The sequence below is a fragment of the Streptomyces sp. NPDC111516 genome (assembly GCF_055635345.1).
Genome location: NZ_JBVKBV010000005.1, coordinates 85,667 through 111,050, shown reverse-complemented (window position 1 = coordinate 111,050; position 25,384 = coordinate 85,667). Strand labels below are relative to the sequence as shown.

Annotated in this window: 21 protein-coding genes; 12 read left to right on the top strand and 9 right to left on the bottom strand. The window is 70.3% G+C overall.

Translation table 11 applies throughout. The features are described from left to right. Window positions 1-95 precede the first annotated feature (95 nt). The 10 genes from ACZ7L9_RS12670 to ACZ7L9_RS12625 all read left to right on the top strand — a co-directional run bounded on the left by ACZ7L9_RS12670 (window position 96) and on the right by ACZ7L9_RS12625 (window position 12,188). On the top strand, window positions 96-1,439 hold the full coding sequence (locus ACZ7L9_RS12670; protein ID WP_471414824.1) for an ABC transporter substrate-binding protein: 1,344 nt from the start codon (window positions 96-98) through the stop codon (window positions 1,437-1,439). Further along, complete coding sequence (locus ACZ7L9_RS12665; protein WP_471414822.1) at window positions 1,436-2,395, top strand: carbohydrate ABC transporter permease; 960 nt, start codon at window positions 1,436-1,438, stop codon at window positions 2,393-2,395. Before ACZ7L9_RS12670 ends, ACZ7L9_RS12665 begins: the two co-directional genes overlap by 4 nt. Before the next feature lie 77 nt (window positions 2,396-2,472). Continuing rightward, a complete protein-coding gene (locus ACZ7L9_RS12660) occupies window positions 2,473-3,354 on the top strand; it encodes a carbohydrate ABC transporter permease (RefSeq protein WP_471414821.1) in 882 nt (293 codons plus the stop codon). 17 nt (window positions 3,355-3,371) lie between these two features. After that, window positions 3,372-4,520 carry a LacI family DNA-binding transcriptional regulator gene (locus tag ACZ7L9_RS12655; protein ID WP_471414819.1) on the top strand — a complete coding sequence of 383 codons (1,149 nt, stop codon included), beginning with the start codon at window positions 3,372-3,374 and terminating at the stop codon, window positions 4,518-4,520. After that, window positions 4,517-5,545: a Gfo/Idh/MocA family protein gene (locus ACZ7L9_RS12650; protein ID WP_471414818.1), complete on the top strand. Its 1,029-nt coding sequence runs from the start codon at window positions 4,517-4,519 to the stop codon at window positions 5,543-5,545. The genes ACZ7L9_RS12655 and ACZ7L9_RS12650 overlap by 4 nt, the downstream gene beginning before the upstream one ends. Continuing rightward, window positions 5,538-6,581, top strand: coding sequence for an ROK family protein (locus ACZ7L9_RS12645; protein WP_471414816.1), 1,044 nt, complete (start codon window positions 5,538-5,540; stop codon window positions 6,579-6,581). Before ACZ7L9_RS12650 ends, ACZ7L9_RS12645 begins: the two co-directional genes overlap by 8 nt. 89 nt (window positions 6,582-6,670) lie before the next feature. Then, a complete protein-coding gene (locus ACZ7L9_RS12640) occupies window positions 6,671-9,097 on the top strand; it encodes a polysaccharide lyase 8 family protein (protein ID WP_471414815.1) in 2,427 nt (808 codons plus the stop codon). Window positions 9,098-9,210: 113 nt separating this feature from the next. Next, complete coding sequence (locus tag ACZ7L9_RS12635; RefSeq protein WP_471414813.1) at window positions 9,211-9,744, top strand: hypothetical protein; 534 nt, start codon at window positions 9,211-9,213, stop codon at window positions 9,742-9,744. A 63-nt stretch (window positions 9,745-9,807) separates the two neighbouring features. Then, entirely contained in the window at window positions 9,808-10,821 is a 1,014-nt protein-coding gene (locus ACZ7L9_RS12630; RefSeq protein WP_471414812.1) for a hypothetical protein, read from the top strand. A gap of 32 nt (window positions 10,822-10,853) precedes the next feature. Then, the gene (locus tag ACZ7L9_RS12625; protein ID WP_471414811.1) at window positions 10,854-12,188 is read left to right on the top strand and encodes a Dyp-type peroxidase; all 1,335 of its coding nucleotides are present in this window, start codon (window positions 10,854-10,856) and stop codon (window positions 12,186-12,188) included. Window positions 12,189-12,261: 73 nt separating this feature from the next. On the opposite strand, the gene ACZ7L9_RS12620 is transcribed toward ACZ7L9_RS12625, so the two are convergent. Genes ACZ7L9_RS12620 through ACZ7L9_RS12595 form a run of 6 tightly spaced genes read right to left on the bottom strand, consistent with a single transcriptional unit; the run spans window position 12,262 to window position 18,992 of the window. After that, window positions 12,262-13,689, bottom strand: a complete 1,428-nt coding sequence (locus ACZ7L9_RS12620; RefSeq protein WP_471414809.1) for an amidase — start codon at window positions 13,687-13,689, stop codon at window positions 12,262-12,264. Window positions 13,690-13,710: 21 nt separating this feature from the next. Then, entirely contained in the window at window positions 13,711-14,547 is an 837-nt protein-coding gene (locus ACZ7L9_RS12615; protein WP_471414807.1) for an ABC transporter ATP-binding protein, read from the bottom strand. Next, window positions 14,544-15,524, bottom strand: a complete 981-nt coding sequence (locus tag ACZ7L9_RS12610) for an ABC transporter ATP-binding protein (RefSeq protein ID WP_471414805.1) — start codon at window positions 15,522-15,524, stop codon at window positions 14,544-14,546. Before ACZ7L9_RS12610 ends, ACZ7L9_RS12615 begins: the two co-directional genes overlap by 4 nt. A 5-nt stretch (window positions 15,525-15,529) precedes the next feature. Next, window positions 15,530-16,402, bottom strand: a complete 873-nt coding sequence (locus ACZ7L9_RS12605; RefSeq protein WP_471414803.1) for an ABC transporter permease — start codon at window positions 16,400-16,402, stop codon at window positions 15,530-15,532. Then, window positions 16,399-17,352, bottom strand: a complete 954-nt coding sequence (locus ACZ7L9_RS12600; protein WP_471414802.1) for an ABC transporter permease — start codon at window positions 17,350-17,352, stop codon at window positions 16,399-16,401. The genes ACZ7L9_RS12605 and ACZ7L9_RS12600 overlap by 4 nt, the downstream gene beginning before the upstream one ends. Continuing rightward, a complete protein-coding gene (locus ACZ7L9_RS12595; protein ID WP_471414801.1) occupies window positions 17,352-18,992 on the bottom strand; it encodes an ABC transporter substrate-binding protein in 1,641 nt (546 codons plus the stop codon). The genes ACZ7L9_RS12600 and ACZ7L9_RS12595 overlap by 1 nt, the downstream gene beginning before the upstream one ends. Window positions 18,993-19,140: 148 nt before the next feature. Between ACZ7L9_RS12595 and ACZ7L9_RS12590 the strand changes: the two genes are divergently transcribed. Next, window positions 19,141-20,262, top strand: a complete 1,122-nt coding sequence (locus tag ACZ7L9_RS12590) for a LacI family DNA-binding transcriptional regulator (protein WP_471414799.1) — start codon at window positions 19,141-19,143, stop codon at window positions 20,260-20,262. On the opposite strand, the gene ACZ7L9_RS12585 is transcribed toward ACZ7L9_RS12590, so the two are convergent. Together ACZ7L9_RS12585 and ACZ7L9_RS12580 are read right to left on the bottom strand one after the other, a co-directional pair. Then, entirely contained in the window at window positions 20,226-21,863 is a 1,638-nt protein-coding gene (locus tag ACZ7L9_RS12585; protein ID WP_471414797.1) for an amidohydrolase, read from the bottom strand. The genes ACZ7L9_RS12590 and ACZ7L9_RS12585 overlap by 37 nt on opposite strands. Before the next feature lie 93 nt (window positions 21,864-21,956). After that, window positions 21,957-23,405 carry an APC family permease gene (locus tag ACZ7L9_RS12580; RefSeq protein ID WP_471414795.1) on the bottom strand — a complete coding sequence of 483 codons (1,449 nt, stop codon included), beginning with the start codon at window positions 23,403-23,405 and terminating at the stop codon, window positions 21,957-21,959. 173 nt (window positions 23,406-23,578) lie between these two features. On the opposite strand from ACZ7L9_RS12580, the gene ACZ7L9_RS12575 reads away from it, so the two are divergent. Next, window positions 23,579-24,295, top strand: a complete 717-nt coding sequence (locus tag ACZ7L9_RS12575; protein WP_471414794.1) for a TetR/AcrR family transcriptional regulator — start codon at window positions 23,579-23,581, stop codon at window positions 24,293-24,295. Here the strand turns inward: ACZ7L9_RS12575 and ACZ7L9_RS12570 are convergent. Beyond that, window positions 24,220-25,290, bottom strand: coding sequence for a LacI family DNA-binding transcriptional regulator (locus ACZ7L9_RS12570; RefSeq protein WP_471414792.1), 1,071 nt, complete (start codon window positions 25,288-25,290; stop codon window positions 24,220-24,222). The genes ACZ7L9_RS12575 and ACZ7L9_RS12570 overlap by 76 nt on opposite strands. Between the last annotated feature and the right edge of the window lie 94 nt (window positions 25,291-25,384).

Sequence of the window (25,384 nt, the reverse complement as noted above, 5' to 3'; positions counted from 1 at the left end):
TGCTGCAGTGGCGATTGACTGCTCGATGAATGGCTGGAAATCATAGGCCCAATCTTTCCGGCCCCCGCCTCAGACCGCAGTCCCCGAGGAGAGCTATGCCCACCGACAGCCAGCCCGTCAGCTCTGCGCGCATCTCGCGCCGAGCCGTCCTCACCACTGCCCTCGCCGCCTCCGTCGGTCTCACCGTGGCCGCCTGTTCCCCCGGCGCGTCGTCCACCGGGGGCGGCGGTGACTCGTTCACGTACTGGTCCATGTGGAAGCAGAACGAGCCACAGGCCAAGGTGCTGCAGGCGGCGATCGACCGGTTCACCAAGGACACCGGCATCAAAGTCAGCATTCAGTGGAAGGGCCGACAGGTCATCCAACAGCTGGCGCCCACCCTGAACACCGCCAACGTCCCGGCCGACCTCGTCGACTCCGCGGACCGATTCGCCTACGCGCAGCTCCAGGCCACCGGCCAGGCGCTCGACCTCACCCCGCTGCTGAGCGAGGCGATACCCGGGGAGAGCGGCAACACCGTCGGCAGCGTCGTCCCGGCCCGTTACCGCGATCTGAACACGACCGACGGCACCCTCTGGCAGATTCCGTACGAGGTGCTCACCACCCAGATCTGGTACGACGGGAAGGCGCTGCCCGACCTGGCCGCCAAGCCGCCGGCGACCTGGGAGGAGTTCACCGAACTGCTGGCCCGGCGGAAGAAGGCGCTCGGTGACGGTCCGCTCGCCCTGGACGGGGACATCCCCGATTACACCGCCTACTGGACCTATTACGCCGTCCTGCGCGGAATGGGCCCCGGGGCCTTCGGCAAGGCGGCCATGGACAGGACCGGAGCCGCGTTCGAGGCCGAGGGCTTCGTCGACGCGCTCCGGCACATCGAGAATCTGATAGGCGCCGGCGACTTCACGTCCGGGTACGACGGCTCCAAGTGGCCCGCCGTGCAGCAGAAGTGGGCCAAGGGGAAGTCCGACTTCCTGCTGCTGGGCACCTTCGTGCCCAGCGAGACGGCCGAGTTCGCCTCCCCCGGCTTCCGCTACCGGTCCTTCTCCTTCCCGGCGTTCACCGGTGGTGGCGAGGCGGCCCAGGACATCTCGCTCATCGGCTTCTCCATCCCCAAGAAGGCCAGGAACAGCGCAGCCGCGCAGAAGTTCATCGCCTACTTCCTCGCCAAGCGCCAACTGTCGGGCATCTCCGACCAGGCCAAGAACATCACCCCGCGCACCGACATCGCCGCCCCCGCCGAGCTGGCCGATGCCCAGAAGGCCCTCGCCTCCGGCACCATCGTGAAGACCCTGGACGGCGTCAAGGAAACCGCCGCCGAGTGGTACACCAAGGTCTTCCAGCCGCTGAACACGAGCTTCATCACCGGTCACCTCACCGCCGAGGCATTCGCCGGCAAGCTCAAGTCCGCGTCCGCCGCCTACTGGAAGACCGCCTCGTGACGGCCGACGCCGCCGACGGGCTGCGGACCCGTCGGCGGACGTCCGCCGCGCGGACGGAGGCGCGCCCCAGCCCGCTCGTCGCACGGCGCCGCCGGCTGTTCTGGCCGCTCCTCGTGCCCGCAGTCGTGGTCTACGTCGTCTTCTTCGCCGGCCCCTCGCTGTACACGGTGTGGCTCAGCTTCAACAAGTGGGGCGGCGCCGGTCCCATGAGCTTCGTCGGGATGGACAACTACCAGCGCCTGCTGGAGGATCCGACGTTCCGGCAGTCCTTCACCAACACCCTGTGGATCATCCTCGGCGTCGGCGGGCTGACCTTCCTGGTCTCGTTCGCGCTGACGATGGTGCTGCGCGACATGAGGGGCCGCAAGGCCGCCCGGTCCATCCTCTTCTTCCCCAACATCGTTCCCAGCATCGCCCTGTCGATCCTGTGGGGTTTCCTCTTCCAGCACGACGGACTCGCCGACGCCCTCGTCGGGGCGCTGGGGATGGAGCACCCGCCGAACTGGCTGGGGCAGAGCACCATCTTCCGGGTCATCATGATCGGCCTGGTGTGGACCTCGACCGGCTTCTACACCACCATCCTGATGGCCGCAGTCGACCAGATCCCGCCCGAGCTGTACGAGGACTGCGACCTCGCCGGGGCCAACGCCTTCCAGAAGTTCCGGCATGTGACCCTGCCGCTGATGTGGGACGTGGTCGGCGTCTGCGCGGTGCTCTGGACCATCAGCGCCGTCAAGGTCTTCGAGTTCATCTACGCCTTCGCCGGCGCAGCGGGACAGATGCCCGACGCCGGCGTGTGGAACACCGCCCTCTACACCTACGGCGAGGCATTCGCCTCGGGCGGCGTACCGCGCTACGGCTCCGCCGCGGCGAGTGCCGTGGTCATGGTCACCCTGGTCGGCGTCCTCGTCGTGCTGATCCGGCGCGTCATGCGGCGTGACAGCGTGCAGTTCTGACCGCCCGGCGTACCGATCCCCAGCCCATCGTCTCCCGAAGCCCGTCGTTTCCCGAGAACCCCAGGAGGCCTGCCGCCATGGCCGTCATCACATCCGGTCGCCCGCCCGGCCGCCTCGCCCGCCTGCGCGGCCGGCTCACCGCTACCCGTGTCCTCGGAGTGCCCCTGGTCTGGGCCTTCGCCGGTTTCAACATCCTCACCGGGTTGTGGCTGCTGCTTTCGTCGCTGAAGAGCGCAAGCGAGATCTTCAGCTCCCCATGGGAGTTGCCGCACGCCCTGCACTGGGACAACTACGCACGGGCCTGGACCGGCGGCCTCTTCGGACAGGCCGCCCTCAACACCCTGGTCGTCGTGGCCGGCACCGCGGTGGGCACCCTCGTCCTCGCCGCACCCGCCGCGTACGTCCTCAGCCGCGTCACCACCCGTTTCAACGGCGGTTTCGTCCTCTTCTTCGCCCTGGGCCTCGGCATCCCCGCGCAGGTGGTGATGCTGCCCCTGTTCGTGGTCATGAACAAGCTGTTCCTGGTCGACAGCCTCTTCGGACTCATCGTGGTCTACGTGGCGACCTCGCTGCCCTTCGCCGTGTTCTTCCTCACCGGCTTCTTCTCGACCCTCCCGGTGGAACTGGAGGAAGCGGCGGCGCTGGACGGGGCGTCCGCGTTCCGGACCTTCTGGCAGGTGATGCTTCCGCTGGCCCGCGGCGGACTGGTCACCGTCCTGATCCTCAACATCATCCAGCACTGGGGCGAGACCGTCTTCGCGCTGGTCTTCATCCAGAACACCGATCACCAGACCCTCTCCCTGGCGCTCCTCGGCTTCCTCCAGCAGATGCAGTACAACGGCGCCGACTGGGGCGGCCTGTTCGCCGGCGTGGCCGTGGTCGTCCTGCCGGTGCTCGCCTGCTACGTATGGCTCGGCCGCCGGATCATCGAAGGCATGACCGTCGGCTCCGTCAAGTGACAGGCAGAGGAGACGTCATGGCTGACCGGCCGCATCCGTCAACGGCACAGATCGCCGAGGGCACGAGGGACCTGAAGTTCCGGCAACTCGCCCACGAACTACGCCAACAGCTCCGGGACGGTGTCTGGCCCGTCGGTGGCCGACTGCCCACGGAAAAGCAACTCGCCCTCAACAGCGGCACATCGGTCAGTACCGTACGGCGTGCCGTCGACGAGCTCATCGCCGAGGGACTCGTCGTACGACGCCAGGGATCGGGCACCTTCGTCCTGCCGCCCGACGCCCCCGGCACCGGTCGGGCGCTGATCGGAGTCCTCGTCCCCGACACCACCTTCTACTACCCCCAGATCCTCCAAGGCATCGAGGAAGGACTGTCCACCGCCGGTGCGCGGCTGCTGCTCACCTGCTCCGGTTATGACCAGGAGCGCGAGGCCCGCGACATGCAGGACATGCTCGACGCCGGAACCGACGGGCTGCTGCTCGTGCCCACCATCACCGGCCCCGAACCGACGGACCGTTACCTCGCGCGTCTCGCCGCACTTCCCGTGCCGGTCGTCCTGGTCGAGCGCCGGAGCACCTCCCTGGGCGACACCAACGAATACGTCTGCACCCACCACGAGGCCGGCGCCTACGACGCCGTCCGGCATCTCGCCGGACTCGGCCATCGGTCCATCGGCCTCGTCCTGCGCGCCCCCAGCCCCACCGCACCTCCGGTGATCGAGGGCTACCGGCAGGCGGTGACCGAACTCGGCTGCACAACCGCCGAGTTCCGCGCCACCCGGCAGGAGTGGAGCCCGGCGGCAGCCGACCGCTGCCTCGCCGTGCTCCGGGATGCGGGCGTCACCGCAGCCGTGTGTTTCGGCGACCGGCAGGCCGCGCTCCTGGAAGGCGCCGCCCGCCGGGCCGGACTCACCGTCCCCGACGATCTCGCCCTGGTCGCGTACGACGACGAGATCGCCGACCTCGCCGACATTCCGCTCACCGCCGTCGCACCCCCCAAACACCTGCTGGGCAGAACGGCCGCCGAGACGCTGCTGCGGCGGCTGGGCGAACCCGGACTGGCCCGCCACCGCATCCTGCTGCGCCCCAGCATCACCATCCGCCAGTCCTGCGGGGCACGGCCGACCGACACCAACGCCACACCGAAGCAACAGGAGATCACCTCGTGACGGACATACGGCTCGGCCTGATCGGAGCCGGCGCGGTCGCCGCCCTGCACGCGCAGGCCGCCCAAGGCATCCCCGGCGTGCGGGTCACCGCTGTCTGCGACCTCGTGGCGGCCACGGCACGGAATGTCGCCGGGCCCCTGGGAGCAGCCGAATTCACCGACCACCGTGCGCTGATCGCCTCCGGGACGGTCGACGCCGTCGTGGTCAACACGCCACACGCCCTGCACACCGCGATCGTCACCGACTGCGCAGCGGCCGGCCTGCACGTCCTGGTGGAGAAGCCCATGGCTACCACCTCCGCGGACTGCGAGGTCATGGACCGCGCCTGTCAGGACGCCGGCGTCGTCCTCTTCGTGGGGCACATCCAGCACTTCCTGCCGCCGATGGCGGCCGCCAAGGCCGCTCTCGACGCGGGCGCCATCGGTTCGCTGCTGGCCGTCAGCGACTGGCGCAGTACCGACTACCGGCCCGGGAGCCGCCCTGCCTGGTTCTTCGATCCGGCCGTGTCCGGCGGTGGTGTCTTCATCAACATCGGCACCCACTGTGTGGACCGGCTGCTATGGCTGGCCGGACGGCGGGTCCTCGCGGTCAGCGCCACCGCCGCCCACCGGGCGAACACGCCCGCACGCATCGAGACCGACGTCCTGACCCGCCTGGAGCTGGAAGACGGTCTCGTCGGGCACATCGGCATCACCAGCACCAGGCTGCCCGCCCGTGACGAACTCACACTGATCGGCGAACGCGGAGCCATCCGGGTCGCCCGCGGCTCCGGCGCGATCCTGTACCCGGACGACGCCCCCACGGGCGGCTCCACCGTTCTTGCCGCGGAGTCCGACGACGACGTCCCCCGGGCCTTCGGCGACCAACTGGCCGCGTTCGCCGCCGCGGTGCGCGGACAGCAGCCCCCGGCCGTCTCCGCCGAGTACGGGCGGCAGGTCATCGACGTCATCGAAGCCGTCTACCGGTCCAGCGCCACAGGCGAGCGCGTCGCTCTGGCTGCCGGACAGGGAGCCGGCCTTGCCTGAGCGCAGGGCCGACGCGTCCCCGGAGCCCGCGTTGAGCGCCCCCGCCTGCAGGGTGACACCCGGTCAGGTCGTCGCCGTCGACCTCGGCGGTACGGACATCAAGGCGGCGCTGGTCGCCCACGACGGCACCGTGCTCCGCCGCGTACGCAGAGCCACCCACCGCGAACGCGGACCCGAGGCGGTCCTCGACCGTCTGGTGGAGACCTCGGCCGGCCTGGCCGCCGAGTGCCGCGCTGTCCACGGACGGCCCCCGTCGGCCGTGGGCGTGGTGGTGCCGGGGATCGTCGACGAACAGCGCGGCTACGCCGTCCGCTCCGCCAACCTCGGCTGGCACGACCTTCCACTGCGCGACGTGCTGACCGCGAGGCTGGGCCTGCCCGTCGCACTGGGACACGACGTGCGGGCAGGGGCTCTGGCGGAGGGCAGGCTGGGCGCGGCCCGCGGCCTGGACGACTTCCTGTTCGTCGCCCTCGGCACGGGTGTCGCCTCCGCCCACGTCCGCGACGGCGTCGTGACCGGCGGCAGGCACGGTGGCGCGGGAGAGCTGGGCCACCTGCGCGTACGGCGAGGTGGTCCCAAGTGCGGCTGCGGCAACCGTGGCTGCCTGGAGAGCATCGCCTCGGCGTCCGCCGTCGCGCACCGCTACGTCACGGCGCTGCGGAGGCCGGCCCGTCCGGCCGCGCCGCGCCCCACGGCCGAGCAGGTCTGCAGGCTGACCGCCGCCGGGGATCCGGTCGCCCGCCGGATCTGGGACGAAGCCGTCGCGGCGCTGGCGGACGGCCTGGCCGCCTGCACCGTGCTGAGCGACCCCGGTCCGATCGTGCTCGGCGGCGGTCTGGCCCGGGCCGGCACCACCCTGACCGATCCGTTGCGACACGCGCTGTCCGAGCGATTGCACTGCCGCACCGCGCCCGCACTCCTGGTGGCCGAGCTGGGCGCGGAAGCCGGCTGCCGCGGTGCGGCCCTGCTGGCGCTCGACCGGTTCGCCGTCGCCCCGCACGCGCCGGAACCGACAGGAGCCCCGCCTTTCGTGTGAACCGGCCGGACCGTTCCGGTCCCGCTGAGACCGATCGACCACCGCACCCGAAGCATTCCTGAAGCTCGCTCCCCAACGAGGAGGTTCCTGTGCACGAGATCACAGCCGCACCGTTCGGCCGCCGAGGATTCCTGTCCGCGGCCGCCCTGGCTCTCGCCGGTGGACTCCAACTGCTCCCCGGTGCCGACCCTGCCGCCGCGGACGACGCCTATGACTTCCTGCGGAAGACCTGGGCGGCCATTCTGACGGGTGGCGCGATCGAGGCATCGGACCCGGACTACGCCCCGGGGCTGGCAACGCTGTCGGCCACCGCGACAGGCCTGTGGAACTCCATGACGGCGGACACGGCGGCCAACTCCCTCTGGCCCGGCCTGACGCTGTCCACTCCCGCCAACATCACGGCCGGCTACAAGCAACTCGCCACCATGGCCACCGCCTACGCCACCGAAGGCACCGTGGCCACCGACGGCAGCGGGCGGACGCTGTACGACAACAGCGCACTCGGCGCGGCCGTCGTGACGGGGCTGGACTTCCTGCACACCCAGGCATACAACGCCGGGACCGAGGAGACCGGCAACTGGTGGGAATGGGAGATCGGCTGCCCCGTCGCCCTCACCAACGCCGCAACCCTGGTCCACCCCCTGCTCTCTGCGACCCAGCTCGCCAACTGGACCACGGCGATCGACCACTTCGTCCCCGATCCCACCCAGAACCGCTACGGCACCGCCCGCACCACATCCACCGGCGCCAACCGCGTCGACCTGTGCCAAGTGGTGGCCCTGCGCGGCATCCTCGGCAAGAGCGACGAGCGTCTGGCGGCAGCCGTCACGGCCCTGACGGACGTCTTCCCGTTCGTGACCGCCGGCGACGGGCTCTACGCAGACGGCTCCTTCATCCAGCACACCTATGTGCCCTATACCGGCACCTACGGCATGGTGCTGCTGCGCGGCCTGACTTCCCTCTTCCAGCTGCTGAACGGCTCCGACCACGAGGTCACCGATCCCGGTGCCGCCAACATCCACGCCTCGGTCGAGAACGCGTTCGCGCCGTGGATCTGGAACGGGCTGTGCATGGACGCCGTCCGTGGCCGGGCGATCAGCCGCTCCAACGAGACCGACTTCTACGACGGAAACCTCATCACCCAGGCCGTCCTGCGTGCCGCACTGTCCGCCCCCACCGTCACGCAGACCGAGCGCTTCAACAGCCTCGCGAAGGGCTGGATCTCCCGTGGCAACGCCTACGCCCCGTACACCGACAACGCCACGATCTCCGGCATCGCCTTGGCACGGCCGGTCCTGATCGACTCCTCCCTGGCCCCGGCCCCCGAGCCCGTGGGGCACATCCAGTTCCCGAACATGGACCGCGCGGTGCATCGGCGGAAAGGATGGGCCCTCGCCCTGTCCATGTCCTCCGCCCGCGTCGCCCGCTACGAGTCCATCAACGGCGAGAACCTGCACGGCTGGCACACCGGCGACGGCATGGCCTACCTCTACCTCGCCTCCGACCTCGGTCACTACACCGACGATTTCTGGCCCACCGTCGACCCGCACCGGCTGCCCGGCACCACCGTGGACACCCTCGCCCTGGCCGACTCGTCCGGAACCGGCACCCGCCCCGCCGCGACCTGGGCCGGCGGAGCGAGTCTGTCCGGCACGTACGGCAGCGTGGGCATGGACTTCCGGCAGTACGGATCCTCCCTCACCGCCAAGAAATCGTGGTTCTGCCTCGACGATTCCGTCATCTGCCTCGGTACGGGCATCAGCGGCGGCAGCGGAGCAGAAGTGGTCACCGTCGTCGAGAACCGCAACCTGCACCTCGGCGGCACCAACACCCTACGAGTGGACGGTGCCGCCCAACCCGGCCCCACCGGCTGGTCGGAAACCCTCGCGGTGTCGGGCTGGGCCCATGTGCAGGACGTCGGCGGCTACCTCTTCCCCGGCGGTGCGACCGTGCAGGCCGCCCGCACCGAGCGTACGGGCGCCTGGCGCGACATCAACGTCGGCGGCAGGACCACGTCGACCACCCGGCCCTACCTCTCGCTGTGCCTCTCCCACGGCACCGCCCCCCTGTCCGACTCCTACGCCTATGTGCTGCTCCCCGGCTTCACCGCGGGGCGGACGGCCGCCCGCGCGGCAGCGCCCACCGCGAAGATCCTGGCCAACACCCCGACTGTCCAGGCGATCCACGACCGCTCCCTCCGCATGACCGCCGCCAACTTCTTCAGCCCGGGGTCGGCGGGCGGTATCACCGTCAGCAGCCCCTGTTCGATCGTCGTCCGTCAGGTCGGACGCGTTCTCACCGTAGGTGTCTCGGACCCCACCCACTCCGCCTCGACGATCACGGTGCAACTCGTCCACGCAGGGGCCGTGGTCGACTCGGACCCCCGGATCTCGGTGACTCGAACCTCACCCACGCTCACCTTCACGGTGGACGTCTCCGGCGCGGCCGGGGCCACCGTCGAGGCATCCTTCGCGGCGCGGATACCCGAACCCGCACGGCCACGACACTCGTCGTGAAGGCTGCCACCGATAGCGGTGGGGGAGTGCGCTGCTGCTCGGAGGCGGACGGCGAGACTGCGTGGGACGATGAAACAGGAGTGCCCCGGCCGGTAGCGGTGGGAGGAGCAGAGATGGAGATCAAGCCGCAGGCGGCCGTCATCCCCAAGGAGACCGACCATCTCGAGCAGGGGAAGTACGGCCCTGTTTTCCCCAGGACACCGGCGTGTTACGGGTTCACCATCGTTGCGAAGGTCAAGCCGGGCCGGGCAGGGGCGATGCGGGAGTACGGCAGCGCCTTGGCCAAGGCGCTGGAGAGCGATCCTTATCTTCTCGCGCCGCTGAAGCTGCACTACTTGCGCTGGGTGCTCTTCGACGACGACACGCGCTTCATGTACCAGGGGATCTTCGACACCGATTTCGACAAGTACACCGAAGACGCCGTCGCGTTGTTCAGCAAGGCGGGGGTGAGCACGGCGTTCGAGAACCTCGAAGGGTTCCCCGAGGACTGGAAGACCAACCCCGAGGCGTTCGCCCGGTTCGTGCGTGAGCACCACTGCCCGAGCTTCATCGAGTACGGGGAGTATCCATACGTCACCGCCGACGAGATCAAGAAGGCTCTGCGGATCAAGAGCGCCCTGTCGGAGATGCTCGACCAGTTGCAGTGAGTGAGTGCCCCGGCCTGCACTGACAGCAGGCCGGGGTATGTCTCACTGCGGATCGGAGGCGAGATGAGCGAGGTCAGGACCGCACGCACCTACAACCAGAACCACATCCCGCGCGCATACACCCCTGGCCGGCGGCGGGTGAGCATCTACGTCTCGTGGAGTTATCCGGCCGAGGCCGGCAGGAATCCGGCCGAGCTGGACAACCGGTTCTCCACCCTGACCGAGGTCCGGCGTGTGGCCTGGCCTGCCTACGAGGACCCGAAGTGGTCCGACCCACTGCAGTTCCAGCAGGGCATCGCGGGTTCACTGGAGTTGTTCTTCTGGGCGTGGGTGCCGTTCCAGCAATTCGTCGAGGAGATCACCGGACATCCTGTCTCCGTGTATCAGCGCATCGACCAGGCCGGTTTCCATACCCCGCTCGACGAGCGGGTACTGGCCGACACCGACACCCTGTTCGTGTTCGGGCTGGATCACATAATCACCGGGCAGGAGGCCGGGCCCGGGGAGGTCGAGGCGCTGCGGGCCTTCCTCGGCCGGGAGGACACCTGTCTGGTCCTCGGGCCTCACCACGACGTCGGGGCATCGGACGACTTCGCGGTGCGGGACATCGAGTACCGCCATCACGGCGATCCCCTGGTTCCCCGGCAGCAGCGGTTCGCCACCCACATCCGGGGTCTGATGCGGGGCCTCGGGGTACCGGTCGAGAACCGCTACGGACTGCGTCCCGCGGTGCAGGAGCCGAACAAGATCGCCCCGCTGTCCACAGTCAGGGACCTGGACGGGAAAGGTTGGCTGGAGGGGGTGACGAACTTCAACTTCCACATGCACCTACCGCACTACGCCGTGACGACGGACGATCCGGATGCCATTCATGTACTGGCCAGGCAGCCGATCGACACCTCCAGGCCGCATCCGTTCACCGAGGCCGGCAACACCGAGTTCAACATGTTCCTGTGGATGCCCCCCGAGGGCGAGCGGGCAGGCGACGTGCTGCTGGCGGACTCCACGATCTTCAGCTCGTTGTTCGGCGGTGACGAGAGCCTGCGCAACTTCTGGCGGAACCTCGTCACGAAGTGATGTCGCGGGAGAGCCGCAAGGAGGCGACAGGCGTGAGCGGACACACGCAAGCCGCACTGGACCTCGACGACATACAGCGCGGGGTTCTCAGCCCTCGGCCGACCCCGTACGCGGCGACCTACCTTGCGTTCCGCGTCGATGACCGGGCGCACGGGCGGGAGCTGATGCGGCGCGCGAGCGCGGTGGTGACCCCCGCCGCCGAGTCGGCCAGTCCGTTGGGGGAGACGTGGGTGAGTGTCGCGGTCACCTGCCGCGGGATGGAGGTGCTGGGTGTGCCGCGCGCGTCATTGGAGACGTTCGCCTGGGAGTTCCGGCAGGGGATGACCGCCCGGGCCGTGGCGCTGGGCGATGTCGGCGAGAGCAGCCCTGAGCACTGGGAAGCGCCGTTGGGCACGCCGGACGTCCACGTGGTCCTCACGGCTGTCGCGCCTGATACCCCACGGTTGGAGGAGGCCCTCGACCGAGCCCGTCCCGCCTACGACCGTCTTGCCGGTGTGACCGCGATCTGGCGGCAGGACTGCTACGCGCTGCCCACCGAGACCGAGCATTTCGGCTATCGCGACGGCGTCAGCCACCCTGCCGTCGAGGGCAGCGGTATCGCCGGGTCCAACCGGCTGGAGATGCCGTTGAAGGCCGGCGAGTTCGTGCTCGGCTATCGGGACGAGATCGGCGGCCTCCAGACTCCGCAGCCGGAGGTGTTGGGACGCAACGGCAGCTACGCGGTCTTCCGTAAACTCCACCAGAACGTCGTCGCGTTCCGGCGCTACCTGCGGGACAATGCCACCGGCCCCGAGGACGAGGAACTGCTGGCAGCCAAGATCATGGGCCGCTGGCGCAGCGGAGCTCCGCTGGCGCTCAGCCCACACCAGGACGACCCCGCTCTGGGCGCTGATGCAGAGCGCCGCAACACCTTCCTGTACGAGCGTGACGATCCAGCCGGATTCGTCACCCCCGGCGGGTGTCACATCCGCCGGGCCAACCCTCGTGACGCGTCGGTGGCGGGGGATGTGCGTCTGCACCGCATGATCAGACGCGGGGCCGTCTACGGGCCGCCGCTGCCCGAGGGTGCCCTGGAGGACGACGGGGTGGACCGCGGCCTCATGTTCGCTTTCATCGGAGCCCACCTGGGGCGGCAGTTCGAGTTCGTCCAGTCCGAGTGGATGAACGACGGCGTCTTCTTCGGCGCGGGCAGCGCCAAAGACCCCGTCACCGGCTCCCACGACGGCGCCAGCGGCTTCACCATTCCCCGGCGACCGCTGCGCCGGCGCCTGCCCCCGCTGCCGCGGTTCGTCGTCACGCGCGGCGGCGAGTACTGCTTCCTGCCGAGCCTGCGTGCCCTGCGTTGGCTCGGCGCCCTCCGGGACTGACCGCGCGGCCAGGCACGCTGTGGCGCCGCCCGGAGGCGCCCTTGGTTCGTCGTCCCGGTGGCATGACGTCAAGTCACAGGACCGGGACGCTGTTCCAGGGCCGGACGGCCTCGATCGCTGCCGCGGCGCGGAACACCGTGACGTCGTCGTAGGTGCGTCCGACGACCTGCACCCCCGTCGGTACTCCGGTCGAGGCGAAGCCGGACGGCACGCTCAGCACCGGGCAGCGGCTGGCGATGTTGAACACCGTGGTCATCGCGGATTCCAGATAGAAGTCCAGCTCCACGCCGTTGATCACAACCTTGGTCGAGAGGTAGTCGTCGTCCGCCTTGAGCGCCGGGATGGCGGTCGTCGGGCACAGCAGGACGTCGTAGCGGTCCAACAGGGCGCCGAGCGTCGTCTGCACCGCAGCCTCGATCTCGAGGCCCTGCAGGAAGCTGCCGGGCTCGCGGACGGCCTCGGCGGCCCGCCGGGCGAAGTCGAGCGCGTACGTGGTGAGCTGGTCGCCGTGCTCGGCGGCGACCGACGCGATGTAGGGGCCGAAGACGGAGCCGAAGTGGATCATCGCTGCCCGCATCACGTCCGCCCGCATGATGGGGACCTCCACCTCCTCGACGACGGCTCCGGCCGCGCGCAGCGCCTGGGCGACCGCGCGAGTGTTGGCCTCGACCTCGGGATCGACCGGCCAGTCCCCGAGAGTGACCGAAAGCGCCACCCGCAGGCCTTCGACGCCCTCGGACCGCTCGGGCAGGACGAGCCCGGGCCGCAGCGAGACCGCGTCCAACGGGTGGGGCCCGGCGATGACGTTCTCCAACAGGGCGCAGTCTCCGACGGTGCGCGCCATCGGACCGTCGTGGCAGTACGTGTCGAGGTTGAACGGCGTCATCGCCGGTACGCGCCCGTACGGCGGCTTGAAGCCGACCGTGCCCGTGTACGAAGCGGGGATGCGGATCGAGCCGCCGATGTCGGAGCCGGTCGCGAGCGTTGTCTCACCCGCCGCGAGCGCGGCGCCCGCGCCGCCCGAGGAGCCGCCCGGAGTGAACTCCAGGTTCCACGGGTTGCGGGTGACGCCCCACAGTCGTGACTGCGTGTACCCCGCGCAACTGAACTCCGGGGTCGTGGTCCTGGCGTGCACGATGCCGCCGGCAGCCTGGACCCGCTCGATCACCGGGTGCGTCTGCTCGGCTATCTCGCACTGGTACGCCAAGGAGCCGTCCGTGATGCGGCGGCCCGCGATGGGCTGCTCCTCCTTCGTCGCGACGGCGAGACCCTCCAGCGCCCGGGGTGCCTCGCCCTTGCCCCCGTACCGCGCTTCGGCCTCGCGGGCGGCGGCGAGCGCCTCCTCGAAGGTCCGCTCGGCAAGGGCGTTGACCTTCGGCTCGACGGCTTCGGCGCGCGCGATGACCGCGGTCATCAGCTCGACCGGTGACAGGGAGCGGTCACGGAATCGGCGCAGGGCCTCGGTGGCCGGCAGATAGGCGATGTCGGTGAGGTCGGTCATGTGATGGTCCTTTGCGATGAGTCAGAAGGGTCGGGCAAGCGCGCGGCGGCCTGCGGAGATGCGGGCCGGATCCCATCCGGGCCGCGGTACGGAGTCGAGCAGGAGACGGGTGTAGGGATGTTCGGGGCTGGTCAGGACGGATGTCGTGGGGCCGGATTCGACGATCTTTCCGGCCCTGAGCACGACCACCTCGTCGGTGATGTGCCGGACGACCGCGAGGTCGTGGCTGACGAAGAGGAAGCCGATGCCCTCGTCGCGGCGGATGCCGGCGAGCAGGTCGAGGATCTGCGCCTGGATGGAGACGTCGAGGGCGGCGACCGCCTCGTCGAGGATGAGCACCTGCGGTCGGGCCGCCAACGCCCGGGCGATCGCCACGCGTTGACGCTGTCCGCCGGACAGGTGGCGGGGCAGCGCCGCGGCCTCGCGCTCTCCCAGTCCCACCTGGTCGAGGAGTTCGGCGACCCGCCTGCGCCGCGCCGGCGAGTCCAGCGGGAAGTGCAGGCGCAGAACCTCCTCGATGCATGCACTCACGCCGATGCGCGGGTCGAGGGAGAGGTACGGGTCCTGGAACACCATCTGGATCTCGCGGGCGCGGGCCAGGCGCTCGGCCCGGCCACGGGCGCGTGCCGAACGGTCGCGTCCACCCAGGTGGACCGTGCCGGCATCGGGTGTCTCGAGGCCGACGAGCATGCGTGCCGTGGTGGTCTTGCCGCATCCGGACTCGCCGACGATGCCGAGTGAGCCTCCCGGCCGCAGGGCGAAGGAGACGCCGTCGACCGCCGCGTGGCCGCCGAAATCCTTGCGCAGTCCGTCCACCACGAGACCGGACGCGCCGGTGTTCTCTGTCACGGCGGTCACAGCAGGATCCCTTCTTCGGCGCGCAGGCAGGCGGCCAGGCCCTGGCCGCCGTACTGCCGCAGGACGGGCTTTTCGACCGAGCAGCGCTCCTGCGCGTGTGCGCAGCGCGCGGCGAATGCGCACCCGGACGGTGACTCGGCGAGCGAGACAGGGCGGCCGGGGATGGGCCGTGGCGGAGCCGCGTCGGGTTCGACGCGGGGTGTGCAGGCGAGCAGGCCGGCCGTGTACGGGTGGCGCGGGCGGCCGAACAGGTCGCCTGCGGCCTGCGTCTCGACGATCCGTCCCGCGTACATGACGTAGACGCGGTCGCAGATGGCCGAGGCCAGTTCCAGGTCGTGGGTGACGAGGAGCATCCCCGTGCCGCGCTCGGCCTGCAGGCGGGTGAGGATCGCGATGACCTCGGCCTGGGTCGTGACGTCCAGCGCGGTCGTCGGCTCGTCGGCGACGAGCAGTGAGGGCCGGCTCGCGAGTGCCGCCGCGATGACGACCCGCTGGAGCATGCCGCCGGAGAACTGGTGCGGGTGGCGTCGCAACGCGCCTCGCGGGTCGCGGATGCCCACGGCGTCGAGGAGTTCCTCGGCACGGCCCCTCGCCGCCGCCGCGGGTACGCCGGCGGCACGCATTCCCTCGGTGAGGAAGTCGCCCACGCGCCGCATCGGATTGACCGAGGCACGCGGGTCCTGGAAGATCATCGATACCTGACGGGTCCTCAGTTCCTTGAGCCCGTCGCGGTCCAGCCTCAGTACGTCGCGGCCCGCCACACGGACCTCGCCGTCCGTCCGTGCCTTTTCGGGCAGCAGCCCGAGCACGCTGCGGCACGCGACCGACTTGCCCGAACCGGATTCGCCGACCAGGCCGACGGTCTCACCCGCCGCGACGCGCAGGGACACGCCGTCCAGGATCGGCCGGGCCGCGCGCCCCTCGGGCAGCCGCACGGTGAGGTTGTCGATCTCAAGAAGAGTCTGCTGCACAGTCATTCGCCTCACCGATCCCGCTTCGCGACCCGGTCGGCGATGCCCTCGCCGACGATGCTGAACGCCACGACGGCGAGCACGATGCACACGGACGGCGCGAGCGCGGGAAGCATCGCGCCCTGCAACAGCGCGCCCTCGCCCTCGTTGATCATCGCGCCCCAGTCGGCGGTCGGCGGCTGTACTCCGAAGCCGAGGAAGGAGAGCGCCGCGAGGTCCATCAGGGCGTACCCGAAGTTGATCGCCGACTGGGCGAGCACCGTCGGCGCGATGTTGGGCAACAGGTGCCGGACGCAGATCGTCCAGCCCGACCAGCCCTGGACGAGGTACGACTCGATGTACGGACGGGCCTTCTCCTGCTGGGCGATGCTGCGCACCAGGCGGCCCACGTACGGCGTGTACGCGACCGCCATGGCGATGACCGGCGCGGTCATGCCCGGCCCGGTGACCGCCACGAACATGATCGCCACAAGCAGGCCGGGGAAGGAGAACACCAGGTCCATCGACCGGGAAAGGACTGTGTCCGCCCAGCCGCCGCGCCAGGCGGCCACGACGCCCACCAGGATGCCCAGGAGGGTCGACAATGCGACGACCACGAGCGGTCCGAGCAGCCCGGAGCGCGCGCCGTACAGCAGGCGCGACAGCACGTCGCGGCCCGACTGGTCGGCGCCCAGGAGGTGGTCGGTGCTGCTCCCGGCCAGGGTGGCCTGCAGGTCGAGGGCGTCGGGGTCGTACGGCGCGATCAGCGGCGCGAAGACGGCGACGGCCACCAGTGCGGCCAGCAGCAGGACGGCCGCCGTGAACAGCGGTCCCTGCCCGAGTACGTGCAGGCGGCGCAGGCCCGGGCGCCGGCGCAGCTCGGTGACGTCGACCGCGGCGGTCATGCGGCACCTCGCCGGGTGAGGGTCAGCCGGGGGTCGATGAGCGGCGCGAGGAGGTCCACGACCAGGTTCACGAGTACGAACGCCGCTACGGTGATCAGCGTGATGGCCTGCACCACGGGGAAGTCCTTGACCGTCACCGATTGCACCAGCAGTGAGCCGACCCCGGAGACGTTGAAGGCGGTCTCCACGATCGAGGTACTCACCAGGAGACCGGCGAGCATGGTGCCACCGACGGTGACGATCGGACCGAGCGCGTTGCGCAGCACGTGCCGGCGCACGACGTCGCCCTCGGCTACCCCACGGGAACGCGTCACCTCCACGTGCTCCCGTCCCAGCTGGTCGAGCATCGCGGAGCGGGTCACCCGGGCCAGCAGCCCGGTGAGGGTGACCGCGAGGGCGACAGCGGGCAGTGTCAGGTGGTAGAGCCGGTCGGCGAAACCGGTGCCGGTGGCACCGGGGCCCGGGAACCAGCCCAACTGCACCGAGAACAGCGAGACCAGCACGATGGCGCTGACGAACGGCGGGGTCGCCGTGGCCACGCCGGTGCACAGGAGCACCACGCGGTCGACCGCCCCGGGACGCAGCGCGGCGAGGACGCCCGCGAGCACACCGCCGAGGCAGACCAGGACGGCCGAGTACCCGATGAGCAGGGCCGTGCTCGGCAGGCGCGAGCCGATCAGGGACCCGACGTCGTGCCGGAACTGGACGGAGCGCCCGAAGTCGCCGTGCAGAGCGTTGCCGACCCACTTCAGGTACTGGGTGAGGAACGGGTCGTCGAGGTGGTACTGGGCGCGGATCGCGGCCTTGGTCTCCGGCGACACCGGGTGTCCCTTGAGAAGGAAGGACACCGGATCCCCCGGGGCCAGGTGCACCGCGCTGAAGACCAGGAAGGAGGTGATCAGCAGCACGGTCACCAACCCGAGGAGCCGAGCGAGGAGGTAACGGGTCATCAGTTCGCCGAGCCGATCTTCGCGGCCCACGGGTAGTACAGCTGGGCGATGCCGGCCGGGGCACCGGTGATCCGGCTGCCCAGGAACACCGAGTGGGGAGCCTCGTACAGCGGGATGGCGGGCAGGTCGCGCAGCGCGATCTTCTGCAGCTCGGCGGTCAGGTCGGCGCGGGCGGCCGGGTCGGCGACCGCGGTCGCCCGGTCGTAGAGCGCATCGAACTCGGGGTTCGAGTACTTGCCGTAATTGCCGAAGTCGCCGGTGCGGAACGACTGGTAGAACTCGAGTGGGTCGGGTGAGTTGATGTAACCGTTGGTGAACACCAGGTCGATGCCGGCACTGGCGTGTGGGTCGGTGAAGAGCGCGGTGTACGCGTCGGGCGCGATCGGCTTGATCTGCACGTCGAGACCGATCTGCTTGCCGGCCGCCTGCACGGCGTTGGCGACGACGTTGATCTCCGGAGTGAGCGTGCTGCTCGCGACGACGACCTTCTTGCCGGTCGCACCGGCCTCCTTGATCAGCTTCCTGGCACCGTCGATGTCGTACACCAGGTCGGGAAGGGCGGAGAAGTAGCCGTCCGTCCGGTCCGGGGCGGTCTGCCAGGCGCCTCGCGCGGCCGGGGCCTTGGCCGGGACGGCCACTCCCGCGACGGCGGCCTTGATGATGCTCTGCCGGTCCAGCGCCATGGACAGCGCCTTACGGACCTTCAGATCGCCGAGCGTGCCCTTGAGGTTGAACACGGCGAGGTCGGAGGCGGCGGTGTTCGGGCCGAAGTACAGCTTGCCCTGCGAGGTCGACTTGAGCTGCCCGATCGAGGTGGACGGCACCAGGTACCCGCCGTCGACCGATCCGGAGAGCCAGGCGTTGGTGCGCGCGGCCGGGTCCTGGACGAAGACGAACTTGACGCTCTCCGCCTTGGGGGTCAGTGCGCTGTCCCAGTAGGTGGGGTTCTTCTTCAGGGTGATGTTGTCGCCCTGGGCCCAGCTGCCGAGTGCGTAGGGGCCGGTGCAGTCGACGCCCGCCTTCGGATTGCCGTAGTCCCGGCCGCTCCTGGCGAGGAAAGCGGCGCTCTCGACGGTGCCCGGAGAGGCCGCCATCAACTCGTTGAGCAGGACGTCGGGCTTGTTGAGCTTGATCGTCACTTCGAGCGGCCCGGTCTTGGTGACCGAGGCGACGTTCTTGAACGCGCTGCCCCACGCCGAGCCCACGGCCGGGTCGAGATGGCGCTTGAGGGAGGCGACGACGTCGTCCGCGGTCATGGTCGAACCGGAGTGGAACTTCACGCCGCTGCGCAGGGTGTACACCCGGGTCAGCGGGTCGGGATTGGCCGACTTCACGGCCAGGGCCGGCACGATCCTCATGTCCGGCGTGATGCGGAACAGTTGCTCGCAGACGTTCGCCAGGACGGTGTTGGGCGGGTAGTCCCAGGCCTGTGTGTAGTCGAGGGAGTACGGCTCGGCGTACAGCGACCAGGAGAACGACGGGATCGAGCCCTTGGCCGCGGGTGTGTCCGCGGAGACCTGGTAGGCGGTGCCGCCCTTGGCGGATCCGGCGCCGGTGGACGATGCGCCGGAGCAGCCGGTGACGGCCGCAGCCAGGGCGACGGCTCCGGCGAGCAGGACGGTGGGTCTGGAGGCATGCAAGGAACCGACCCCTTTCCGGGGATGGAGGGTTCACGAGATTGCAGCGAGTATTGATGCGGGAACGTTCCCGCACAAGGGTTTGCGGGAACGGTTTTTTGAAGGTCGGAGGCGCGTGGACGGCGGCGCGCCGGACTGGCAGCATCAGCGCATGACCGATACTCCGCGCCGCACTGACCACGGCGTCCCGGCCGCCGTTGCCCGGGTCCGCCTCGTCGACGTCGCCCGCGAGGCGGGTCTGTCCAAGACCACTGTCTCGGCGGCGCTCAACGGCACCGGGCGCCTCTCGCCGGCCGTGCGCGAGCACGCCCGCGAGGTCGCGCGCCGCCTCGGCTACCGGCCCAACCCGACGGCGCGGCTGCTGCGCGCCGGGCACGCCAGGCTCATCGGCTATGCCGTGGGGGAGTACCCCACGGGCCCCGGGACCTACATGGACTCCTCCTACTTCACGAAGCTGACCAGCGCCGTCGCGACCGCGGCCCTGCGCCACGGCTATGCCCTGGTGCTGCTGCCCACCAGCTCCTCGCCCGGTGAGTGGGCCGACCTGCCCCTGGACGCCGCGATCGTCGCGGACCCGCTCCCGGACGATCCCCTGGTGGAGGACTTCGTCGCCGCCCGCATACCGCTCTTCACCGACCGCTCGGTGGAGGGCCGCCCCGGTACGCACTGGGTGGACGTCGACGCCGACGCCGCCGTACGCGAGGTGCTGGACCATCTGCACGCACAGGGCGCGCGGCGTATCGCGGTCGTGGCGCCCGACACCCCGACCCGCTTCTACACGGCGGCCCTGGACGCCTACCGGCGCTGGTGCGGCGAGCGGGGCGCCACGCCTCGCGTCACGGTTTCGGCGGGGCCGGGGAACGGCCCTGCCATCGAGGCGGTCGAGCGGTCCCTCACCATGCCCGACCGGCCCGATGCCCTGTTCGTGCTGACCGAGGCGAATCCGCCGCTGGTGCTCGACGCCGCACGCCGCCTCGGTCTGTCGGTCCCCGGAGACCTGCTGCTGGTGTGCGCGAGCGAGGACCCTTCGGCCGCCCACGCCGACCCGCCCGTCACGACCTTGAGCCTCCAGCCGGTGAGCGTGGCCGAGAAGGGCGTCGAACTACTCGTCGCAGCCTTGGAGAGCGGGAGCCAGGAGCCGACGGGCGCGCTGGTGCGGACGAAACTGGAGATCAGGACGTCGTCGGAGCGTGGGGGCGATTCCACGGCTGCGGTCGCGCCCCGACGGCGCGGCTGTCAGGAGGCGGAGTGCACCAGCACTCCCCCCACGTAGGTCTGCAGAACCCGGGCTGTGTGGATCTCCTCGGCCGGGGCGGTGAAGATGTCCCGGTCGAGGACCACGAGGTCGGCGACGTGACCCGGCCGCAGGGTGCCGGCGTCGTCCGTGCCGTTGACGTGGGCCGAACCCGCCGTGTAGGCCGCGACCGCGGTGGCGAGGTCGAGCCGCTGTTCGGGCAGGAAGACCCGACCGTCGGTTGCCCCGGGCTCCATCCGGTTGACGGCGACGTGGATTCCGGCGAGAGGGTCGGGGCTGCTCACGGACCAGTCGCTGCCCGCGGCGAGGGTTGCGCCGGCCCGCAGCAGGGAGCCGAAGGGGTACTGCCAGGCGGCGCGTTCGGGACCCAGGAAGGGGATGGTCAGCTCGTCCATCTGCGGCTCGTGCGCGGCCCAGAGCGGTTGGATGTTGGCTATCGCACCGAGCAGGGCGAAGCGCGGGATGTCGTCGGGGTGGACCACCTGCAGGTGGGCGAGGTGGTGTCGGGTGGCACGACGGCCGTTGGCGGTGCGGGCCGCCTCGATCGCATCCAGCGCCTCGCGCACCGCGCGGTCGCCGAGGGCGTGGAAGTGCACCTGGAAGTCGAGCGCGTCGAGCGCGGTGACGTACGCGCGCAGCGCGTCCGGGTCGACGAAGCTCAGTCCGCTGTTGGCGGTGGCGCAGCCGCAGCCGTCCAGGTAGGGGCTGGTCATCGCGGCGGTGAAGTTCTCCGCGATGCCGTCCTGCATGATCTTCACCGAGCCGGCCCGGAACCTGCCGTGGGCCAGTTCCTCTCGGCGGGACACCAGTTCCGGGATCTGGTCGGAGCCTCGGCTGCGGTCCCACCAGAGCGCGCCGTTGACCCGGGCGGTGAGGCTTCCCTCGCGGGCGGCGGTGAGATACGCGTCGGAGGGGTCGGGCTGGCCGTTGAACACGCCGAGCAGGGCGTCCTGCCAGCCGGTGATCCCGAGCGAGTGGAGCAGCCGCTGCGCGCGCAGCAGTCCGTCGAGGCGGTCGGCGGCGGTCTTTTCGGGCACCAGCCGGGCCACCAGGCCGGTGGCGCCTTCCTGGAGGACGCCGCTCGGTGTGCCGTCGCCCTCCCGTTCGATCCGGCCGTCGGCGGGGTCCGGGGTGTCCCGGGTGACGCCCGCGAGTTCGAGCGCGCGGGTGTTGGCCCAGGCACCGTGGTGGTCGCGGTTGACCAGATACACCGGCCGGTCCGGCACCACGGAGTCGAGCAGTTGTCGGGTCGGAAGGCCGCCCTCGAAGCTCTCCATGGACCAGCCGCCGCCGGTGATCCAGGTGCTGTCGGGATGGGCATCGGCGAACTCGCGGAGGCGGCGCAGGTATTCATCGACTCCCACGGTGCCGGAGAGGTCGCACTCGGCGAGCTCCAAGCCGCCGTAGACGGCGTGGATGTGGGAATCCTGGAAGCCGGGAAGCAGCAGCTTGCCCCTGAGGTCGACCACTTCGGTCTTCGGGCCGATCAGCTCCCGTACCTCGTCATGGCCGACGGCCGAGATCCGCTCCCCGGTGACGGCGACGCTGCTCGCCCGGGTGCGGGCGGGGTCCCCGGTGTGCACGGGGCCTTGGGTGAAGACCAGATCGGCCTGGGTCATGGGAGGTGCTCCTGATGGGTCGGCGGTCCGTGAGCGGGCCGCGGGAGGGGAACGAGGTGTCGCGGTCCGTGCCGCGCGTCAGCGGTGTGGTGGTCAGAGGGCGGTGCTGGGTTCGCCGTCGGCGGCGTCGCGGGCAGGGATGAAGTAGGGCGACCGGCGGTGCCAGCGGGCCCACGCGGCTGCCAGCAGTCCGGAGCCGATCATCAGGACCGGGACGAGCAGTGCGAACCAGCCGTTGTCGGCGGAGACTTCGAAGTGGTCGGTGGAGCGGTAGAAGGTCCAGGTGAGGTAGCCGCCGGTGGCGAGCAGCGCGAGCGCGCCCAGCACCGGTCCGACGACGGCGCGCAGGGCCTCCAGCGGTGACGTGCGCAGCAGGTGGCGGAAGTGCACCGCGGCGGCCGCGGCGGTGAGGGCGTAGTAGAGGGCGACGACGATGCCGATCGCGTTGACGGCGGCGAAGATCAAGTCGTTGACGGTGGGGATGACCAGCGCCGTCGCGGCGAGGGCCAGAGCGATCGCGGTGATCAGCAGGGTGCCGACTGCGGGGGTCCTGTGCTTGGGGTGCAGCCGTGTCCAGACGGGGCCGAGAACGCCGTCACGGCCCATCGCGTACATCCCGCGGGCGGTGGGGATGACCGAGGCCTGGAGCGACGCCACCGCGGAGAACATGAGGGCGATGAGCGGCAGTGCGGCCAGCGGCTGCTCGGCGAGTTTCGTACCGAAGTAGGCGAGTCCCTGTGCGCCGTTGTCGGCCAGTTCGTCCAGCGGCAGGACTCGTTGGAAGGCGGTGCCGGCGAGCAGGAAGAGGAGCAGCATGACGGTCAGGGCGATGAACCCGCCACGGGAGGCGTCCCGCGGGTCACTGACCTCTTCACCGACGCTGAAGACCGACTCGAAGCCCCAGTAGCAGAAGACCGCGAGCACCATGCCCTGGGCGAGGGCCGCGGCTGAGGGGATGTCGAAGGGGTTGAACCACTGGAGCGAGAAGGGCTGGTCCCCGGCGAACAGTCCATAGCCGCAGAAGGCGAGCAGCACGCCGTACTCGAAGATCAGCAGGTACTTCTGGAGACGCGCCGCGAGGTCGAGCCCGCGGACGGCGACCAGCGCGGCGGCGACCAGGACGGCCATGCCGAGCAGGGTGGACTGGAGGGTGGAGTCCGGATCGAGGGAGAGACCGGCGACGCTGTGGACGGAGGCCTGGCCGAGGAGCTGGATGGTCGCCGAGCCCGTCACCGTGGTGGTGTAGGCCATGAACACGATGGTGCCGACGACGTTGACCCATCCGGTCAGGAATCCCAGCCAGGGGCTGAAGATGCGGCCGACCCACTTGTAGCTGCTGCCGGCGTTGGGTTCGACGCGGTTGAGCCGCCCGTATCCGCCGGCTATGCCGAGCACGGGCAGGAAGGCCAACAGCATGATCGCCGGTAGATGCAGGCCGACGATGCTCGCCATCAGACCGAGTCCGATGCCGATGCTGCTGGTCGCCGCGGTGCTCGACGCGGCGAGGACGATGCCGTCGACGACGCCTATGGATTTCCGCATCGCGGCCTGGGGGACCTGGGCGTTTCTTATCGGCGTGGTGCTTGCACTTTTCACTGGTACCGCCAACGGATCGTCGCCTTTGCGCAGGGGAAGGTGGGCCAAGGGCCCGGATGGCAGGCCATGAAACCGTTGCCCTCTTCACACGTCAATGGTGTTGTCATAAGCTCCGCGCCATGAATGAGCGTGTGGTTCCGGAGCCGCAGCGGCGCCGCAGAAGACCGACGAAGCAGGGCACGGTGCTGTCCGAGCAGGCCATCGTGGAGACGGCCCTGCGGCTGGTCGGTCAGCATGGTGCGGATGCGTTGACGGTCCGCCGGCTGGGAGCAGCGCTGGGCGCCGACCCCAGTGCGCTCTACCGGTACTTCCGCAACACCGACGACCTGCTGCTGGCGATCGCCGACGAGTTGATCGGCCGTGCCCAGCTGGGCTGGCGGCCCACCGGCGAGTGGCGTACCGACCTGTGCGAGCTGGGTCTGCGCGTCCATGCCTCGTACCAGGCGCACCCGCAGGCCGCCCTGTTGGCGGCGCACCGAACGACCGGGCGGGACAACGAGATGCGGGCCGTGGAGATGATCCTCGGCGTGCTGCGGTCGGCGGGCTTCCCCGACCGGGAAGCGGTGCGGATCTATCACTCCTTCGTGGACCAGGCGCTCGCCTTCGCGGCCCTGGACGCGGCCGCGCTCGCCCTGCCTCCTCCCGCGCAGGCGGCCGATCTCCAGGTGTGGCAGGACCGCTACGCCCGCCTGGAAGAGAGTGCCTACCCCCACATCGCCGCCACCGTGCGCCTGCTGTCCGCCGACATGATGCTCAGCGGCTATCCGTTCGCGCTGGAGCTGCTGCTCGACGCCGTCGCCGCCAGGCTGCCCGGAGCAGGTGGGGAGGCCGGCTGAGGCCGGGCCGGGCGGCGTGAGGAGAGGCGGGGGTGGAGGACCGCCGGGACCGTCAGGGCGCCAGGGGGTGGTGGCGGGGCGGTGGGAGACAGGCGGGAGACCAGGGCCGTCACCGCGGTCTCGGCGATCGTTGCGGGGTGCAGGGTCACGGTGCTCACCGGCGGATCGTTCTCGGCGTAGGCCTGGTCCTCGCTGGCGCAGACGAGGAGGAGGTCGTCGGGGATCCGCAGGCTGTGGCGGGCCGCTGCGGCCAGGACCTGGTGACCGCCGGGGTCGTAGACCGTGTAGACCGCGTCGCAGGCGCGGGTGGCGAAGACGGCGTCGAAGCCGTGGCCCGGGGTGTCGTACGGGTCGAAGGTGAGGACCATTGGAATCCGGCCGTGTTCGTGGCACCACTGCTCGTACGCGCTGGTCACTGCCCGGGTGTAGTGCTCGTCGCCGTACCCGGCGTGCAGGGCGATCCGCCGGGCGCCCGAGGCGGCCAGGTGGCCGAGGACCTCGCGGGTGGTGGCGGTGTGGTCGTTGTCGACCCAGACGTCCCCGGGCCTCGGATCGACGGGTCGCCCGTCGAAGACGAGCGGGATGCCCCGCGCGCGCAGCGCACGTAGCACCGGGTCGTCCGTGGGGCTGTCGAGAAGCAGCATGCCGTCCACGGTGAGGGTGTGCCAGGGCGTCTCGGCCCCGCAGGTGGCGGGGAGGATCGTCAGGGCGTAGCCGTGGGCGTGCGCGGTGGCGGTGGCGACGGTGAGGAGCCGGGCGAAGTACGGGACGTCGAGGAAGTTCCAGGCCGATCCGGCGTAGGTCGTGACGGCCACACCCAGGGTCTTCCCGGTCCGCGCGGTCCGCTGGGAGCCGTAGCCGAGCATGGTGGCCACCTCGCGGACCCGGCGCCGTGTGGAGTCGGCGAGCCGGCCCGTTCCGTTGAGAGCGTGCGAGACGGTGGCGGTGGAGACCTCTGCGGCGCGTGCCACATCGGCGAGAGTGGGCCCTGACATGGCGTCATCCTACGGATTCCGTCGTCCCGGGCGGGTTCTGGTTACGGCGTTAATCAAAGAGGGTCCGGCCACAGCGAATGCAGCACAACCCTTG